The sequence below is a fragment of the Herbaspirillum sp. GCM10030257 genome (genome assembly GCF_042666555.1).
Taxonomy (GTDB): Bacteria; Pseudomonadota; Gammaproteobacteria; order Burkholderiales; family Burkholderiaceae_D; genus Noviherbaspirillum.
On the sequence record NZ_JBHTDH010000072.1, the window covers coordinates 1 to 4,795 of the forward strand.

Sequence of the window (4,795 nt, forward strand, 5' to 3'; positions counted from 1 at the left end):
CGATCACTGTGGACTTCAGGTCGACCACGGCCATCGAGTCGCCGCGCTGTTACGGGAAGCAACGGCTCCAGTAGCCCCCATTGCTCGTCGGTAAGCTCTTCTCTTCGTGACATGATGAAAAACCATGTGAATCCGAAAAAAGCATCGACTACCGATTTATGGAATGAGTTCTAGGTAAAACTGCCACTTTGCTGTTGGTCGCTCAAAATCACCTAACGAAACAACCGCTTGATACTGATAACGGTATCAAAGGCCTTTACGACGGGTAGCGATAGTCGACGATTATTGATCCAGCGAGCATTGTGATGAATTAGGTAGGGACTGCAGACGGCTTCCGGCCGCTCCGATCACGCTGAGTATCTGCCAACAAGTTGTTGGTTTGCGCAGCTATGGGTTCCGTTGCAATAAGGAAGTCCGCAGAAGCGAAAGCAGGCAGTGTCGTTCGCTCAGGCGGCCAGTGAATAGAACTGGTCTGCGGCGGACGCAACTTGCCCGTCGGGGCAGTCAAACGGCCCTTTCTTAATCATGTGGACAGTCTCGATACCGGACAACAGAATGCGCGCGCAACGGAAGGTCTGGAAGCCGAGCATGGGCCGGATGATGCGCTTGATGGCCCGATGGTCCTGCTCGACGACGTTATTCAGGTACTTCACCTGCCGCAGCTCGATTAGCGCGCCGGTATCGGCCTGAATGGCGTGGATGGCAGCCGTGTTGGCACCACTCTTGTCGATGGTGATCTTGTCGGGCAAGCCGTGCCGGCCGATGGCACGTTCTAGGAAGCGGCGCGCTGCGGTCAAATCGCGTCTGGCAGTGAACAGGAAGTCGACGGTGGCGCCGTCACGGTCGACGGCGCGATAGAGATACTTCCACTGGCCGCCCACCAGCACATAGGTCTCATCCATCCTCCAGCTATTACCAACCGGGCGCTTACGCCGGCGGAAAGCCGCAGCCAGCACGGGCAGGATCTTGATTGACCAGCGATGGATGGTGGTGTGATCGACGAACACGCCGCGCTCGCGCATCATTTCCTCGATGTGTCGCAGGCTCAGCGGATAGGCCACGTACCAGCGCACGCAGGTCAGCATGACCTCGAGTGGATAATGCAATCGCTTGAGCACTTTGCTTAAGGCCTCGTTCATCGATAGTCGTCCCGATCAAATCGGCGACTTTACCAGATGCGTCTTATTGCAACGGAACCCCGCGGCGCAGAACTGCGTCACCTACGAAACCGGGCGCTGCTGCTGCTCGGTTTCTGGCGTGGCTTTCGGGGCGATGAACTGACGCGGCTGCGTGCCGAGCACGTCGAGGTGGTGCCTGGCCAGGGCATGAATTGCTATTTTCCCGTCACCAAAACCGATCGTCAGGTCAGGGGGACAACGTTCAAGGCACCGGCCCTCGCGCGACTCTGCCCGGTGGAAGCTTATCTTGCATGGGTAGATGCAACACGGATCAGTGAGGGAGCGGTTTTCAGGGCCATTGATCGCTGGGGACGTGTGAGTGACGAAGGCTTGCACATCGACAGCCTGGTGCCGTTACTGCGCTCAATCCTGAAGGATGCTGGCGTTATGTCGCCTGAGCTGTATAGCGGTCACTCTCTGCGGCGCGGCTTTGCTACCTGGGCCAGTGCTAATGGCTGGGACGTCAAAACGCTGATGGAATATGTCGGCTGGAAAGATGTGCATTCGGCCATGCGCTATGTCGATAGTGCCGACCCGTTCGCACGACACCGGATCAGTGAAATGCTAACGCTTGAGTCGTTGCCACCGAAAAGCTAAGTCGTATAGCAAGATCGTTCCGTCGCACGCTCGTCCATCGTCGAGTTCTTTATCTATAAGCAGGGATTCCAGCAGCGGCTGGTAGGTGGCTGGAAGCGGTCATAAGGACTCGACCGCCATATGACAGGACGCGACCCATAGCTGTCGCTAGCCAACAATATTCACGGGTTAAGTCCGAGCAGCTGCAAGCCCCAAGGGGCTCGCAGCCGCTCAACTCGTTGCGATCGTCGGTTAGAGTGTTTTAACGGTGCCGCCGTCAATGCGGTGCTCGGACCCTGAGATCGAAGCGGCGCGAGGGGACGCCAGGAAGGCGATCAAGTCGGCAACCTCTTCTGGCGTGGCCGGCCTGCCAAGCGGGATTCCGCCAAGCGAGTCCATGACCACGCGTTTCCCTCCCTCGTAGTCCGTCCCAGCCTGGGCGGCCAACCGTTCTGCCAGTCTCACGGATGCCTCCGTCTCAATCCATCCTGGCGCGACGGACAGCACACGCACACCTTTCGGCATGACTTCCTTTGCAAGGGACTTGCTGTACGTGGTAAGCGCGGCCTTGGCAGAAGCATAGGCGGTGGTGGACTCAGGCAGAGGCATCACGCGCTGAATCGAACTTACATGGATGATGACACCTGAGCCTTGGGCAAGCATCGAGGGCAACAGCGCGCGATCCAGACGGACTGCGGACATCAGATTCAAGTTCAGCTCCGCTAGCCAATGCTCGTCACTAATGGCGGCAAAGCCACCACCAGGAGTGCCTGACCCACCCAGCACGTTGATCACGATATCGACACCGCCCCAGTTCTGGAGGACGGTCTGCGCGACGTGAGCCACACCTTCCGGCGTCGTCAGATCGGAAGGGATGTATGTGACGCTATCCAAACGCGTTACTGGCACGTTGCGCGCGGATGTTGCGACCTGGACGCCGGCCTCCACAAGGGTTTGCACGACTGCAGCGCCAAGGCCCATCGTACCGCCGGTGACCACTGCCCGCAGGCCATCGAGTTGAAGGTCGAAGCTCATACGGTGATCTCCAGGCTCGAAATCAGGCCGCGCTCGAGGCGGAAGGATAATTTGAGATCGATCGGACTGCCTGGAAAGCTGCCGGCTACGTGGCTGTAGACCACATGAACGCCGTTGATCAGTTCCACCGAGAAAGGCTCCGTGGTGTAAGTGTAGAGCGTCGATGACTCAGCCTTCCATGCTTTAATCGCCTCGCGGCCGATATGAGTCTGCCCCTTATCTTTCACGACGCCCTGCGGTGTGAAACAGCGAGCGACGTCATCGGGACCTCGCGTGTCGGCGGTTAAATACGCGGCAATGGGATCGGGGAGAGTTAAAGCTGACATGGCGAACTCCTTGGTTGGAAAAGTTCACAGAATGCACCCTGGCGTCCATTTAAGGAATATCCTAGAATCAGCATTCGCTATGTAGAGGAGAATACATAATGCGTGGATCCGACTTTGCTGAGTTAAAGGCTTTTGTCGCCGTCGTCGAGCGCCAGAGCTTCGCCCGGGCGGCAGAACAGCTGGGCCTATCGCCTTCTGCACTCAGCCAGACCATTCGACAGCTGGAAAGCCGCATCGGCGCCCGCCTTCTAAATCGCACTACCCGAAGCGTCGCGCCGTCGGCAAGTGGCGAGCAGCTCTATCGCCGCTTAGCTCCGTTGTTTCGAGAAATGGCTGTTGCGGTCGCCGAAGCCAGTGAGGCCACAGGGCAGATGAGTGGCACGCTTCGGATCAACACGCTTGGGATCGCAGCGAGAACCATCATTGCGCCTCGGCTTTCACGCTTCCATCAAGCACACCCCGATGTAGTGCTCGACATCGTGGTCGACGACGCGCTGGCTGATATCGTCGCTGGCCGCTTCGACGCGGGCATTCGCGTGGGTGGCCAGCTCGAGAAGGACATGGTTGCCATCCGCCTAACGCCAGACCTGAACATGGTTGCGGTGGCCTCTCCTGACTACCTCGCACGTCGAGGCATACCTAAGTCACCTGCCGATTTGCATCACCATGCATGCATCAACTGGCGGCTCCAGAGGGATGGTAGACATTATCGCTGGGAGTTCAAGAAACGGGGGCAGCGACTCGAAGTTGCGGTGGACGGTCCCGTCGTCACCAATCACGCTGACATCGGCATTGCCGCTGCGCTGAACGGGCTCGGCATTGCCTATCACTTTGAGCAAGATGGCGTGGATGAGCTGTTGGCGCAGGGACGGCTGGTTAGAGTCCTCGCGGACTGGTCGGTCTCGCGCCCAGGGCTGTTCCTCTACTACCCGAATAGGCAGCATCGACCGGCCCCCCTGGGTGCGTTCATCGACTGTTTGTTGGATCGAAAACCGTTCGAGCAGCCATAGCTAGGTCGGCAAGTAGCGCGACAAGTAGACTGGAATGGACACGTCGGTGATGGCGCGGATGAAGGCAGTGGAAGCGGAGAAGGCCTGCCTGAAGAGGATGTGCGCCGAAGAACGTTTGAAAGCCGACATTCTCAATAAGCCGATGGCAAAAAAGTTTTATGGCTATCTCGCCGCCGAGAGATGGCTAAGGAAACCTTGGAGTGCAAAGGGATCAGTATTCGTTTGGCTTGTAACGCCTTCCCAGTTAGGTCCTAGTCGGCCGCCCGCGGCTAGACTTCTGACGAATGTCCTCTCTTGGCCGATCCAAGAAGGACCATCGCAAACCGTGACCGACCGGTATGGGTTCGTCATCCGACATTTCCGATTAAGCGCTGGCCGACGTGACCCGACCCATTGCTGCCGTAAGAACTTCCACAACGCGGCCGTTCGAGAATTGTCTCCTCACCAAAGCAGTGGCATGCCGTTTCCAACCAAGTCGGCGTAGCGTGTTCGTCGGTGAGGGGGACGGCAAACGCAATGCGGTCAGCTACCTACGCAAGATAGGGCAATGTCACGTTAACGATGGACGCTGGTAAAGTCGGGCAATGAAGATACCCAAAGCCCGTTACTATCGCCATCGTTTCCCCGGTGCGGTCATCAGTTGCGCGGTGCGCTGGTATTTCCGTTTCCA

General features: G+C 57.9%; 5 protein-coding genes. 2 read left to right on the forward strand and 3 right to left on the reverse strand.

Annotated elements, in window-relative coordinates; translation table 11 throughout:
- Positions 1-446 precede the first annotated feature (446 nt).
- Positions 447-1,139: an IS6 family transposase gene (locus ACFQUU_RS28900; protein ID WP_382252049.1), complete on the reverse strand. Its 693-nt coding sequence runs from the start codon at positions 1,137-1,139 to the stop codon at positions 447-449.
- Between the two features lie 36 nt (positions 1,140-1,175).
- On the opposite strand from ACFQUU_RS28900, the gene ACFQUU_RS28905 reads away from it, so the two are divergent.
- A complete protein-coding gene (locus ACFQUU_RS28905; RefSeq protein ID WP_382252050.1) occupies positions 1,176-1,775 on the forward strand; it encodes a site-specific integrase in 600 nt (199 codons plus the stop codon).
- 231 nt (positions 1,776-2,006) lie between these two features.
- Here the strand turns inward: ACFQUU_RS28905 and ACFQUU_RS28910 are convergent, their stop codons facing one another.
- Positions 2,007-2,789 (reverse strand): SDR family oxidoreductase, encoded by a 783-nt coding sequence (locus ACFQUU_RS28910; protein WP_382252052.1) that lies wholly within the window; start codon positions 2,787-2,789, stop codon positions 2,007-2,009.
- Positions 2,786-3,115: a nuclear transport factor 2 family protein gene (locus ACFQUU_RS28915; RefSeq protein ID WP_382252053.1), complete on the reverse strand. Its 330-nt coding sequence runs from the start codon at positions 3,113-3,115 to the stop codon at positions 2,786-2,788. The genes ACFQUU_RS28910 and ACFQUU_RS28915 overlap by 4 nt, the downstream gene beginning before the upstream one ends.
- A 98-nt stretch (positions 3,116-3,213) precedes the next feature.
- Between ACFQUU_RS28915 and ACFQUU_RS28920 the strand changes: the two genes are divergently transcribed.
- Entirely contained in the window at positions 3,214-4,125 is a 912-nt protein-coding gene (locus tag ACFQUU_RS28920; RefSeq protein WP_382252054.1) for a LysR family transcriptional regulator, read from the forward strand.
- Positions 4,126-4,795 lie beyond the last annotated feature (670 nt).

What these genes read in the sequence shown, in the direction of transcription:
- ACFQUU_RS28900 (WP_382252049.1), bottom strand. Translation starts at nt 1,139, where the DNA reads ATGAACGAGGCCTTAAGCAAAGTGCTCAAGCGATTGCATTATCCACTC.
- ACFQUU_RS28905 (WP_382252050.1), top strand. Translation starts at nt 1,176, where the DNA reads ATGCGTCTTATTGCAACGGAACCCCGCGGCGCAGAACTGCGTCACCTA.
- ACFQUU_RS28910 (WP_382252052.1), bottom strand. Translation starts at nt 2,789, where the DNA reads ATGAGCTTCGACCTTCAACTCGATGGCCTGCGGGCAGTGGTCACCGGC.
- ACFQUU_RS28915 (WP_382252053.1), bottom strand. Translation starts at nt 3,115, where the DNA reads ATGTCAGCTTTAACTCTCCCCGATCCCATTGCCGCGTATTTAACCGCC.
- ACFQUU_RS28920 (WP_382252054.1), top strand. Translation starts at nt 3,214, where the DNA reads ATGCGTGGATCCGACTTTGCTGAGTTAAAGGCTTTTGTCGCCGTCGTC.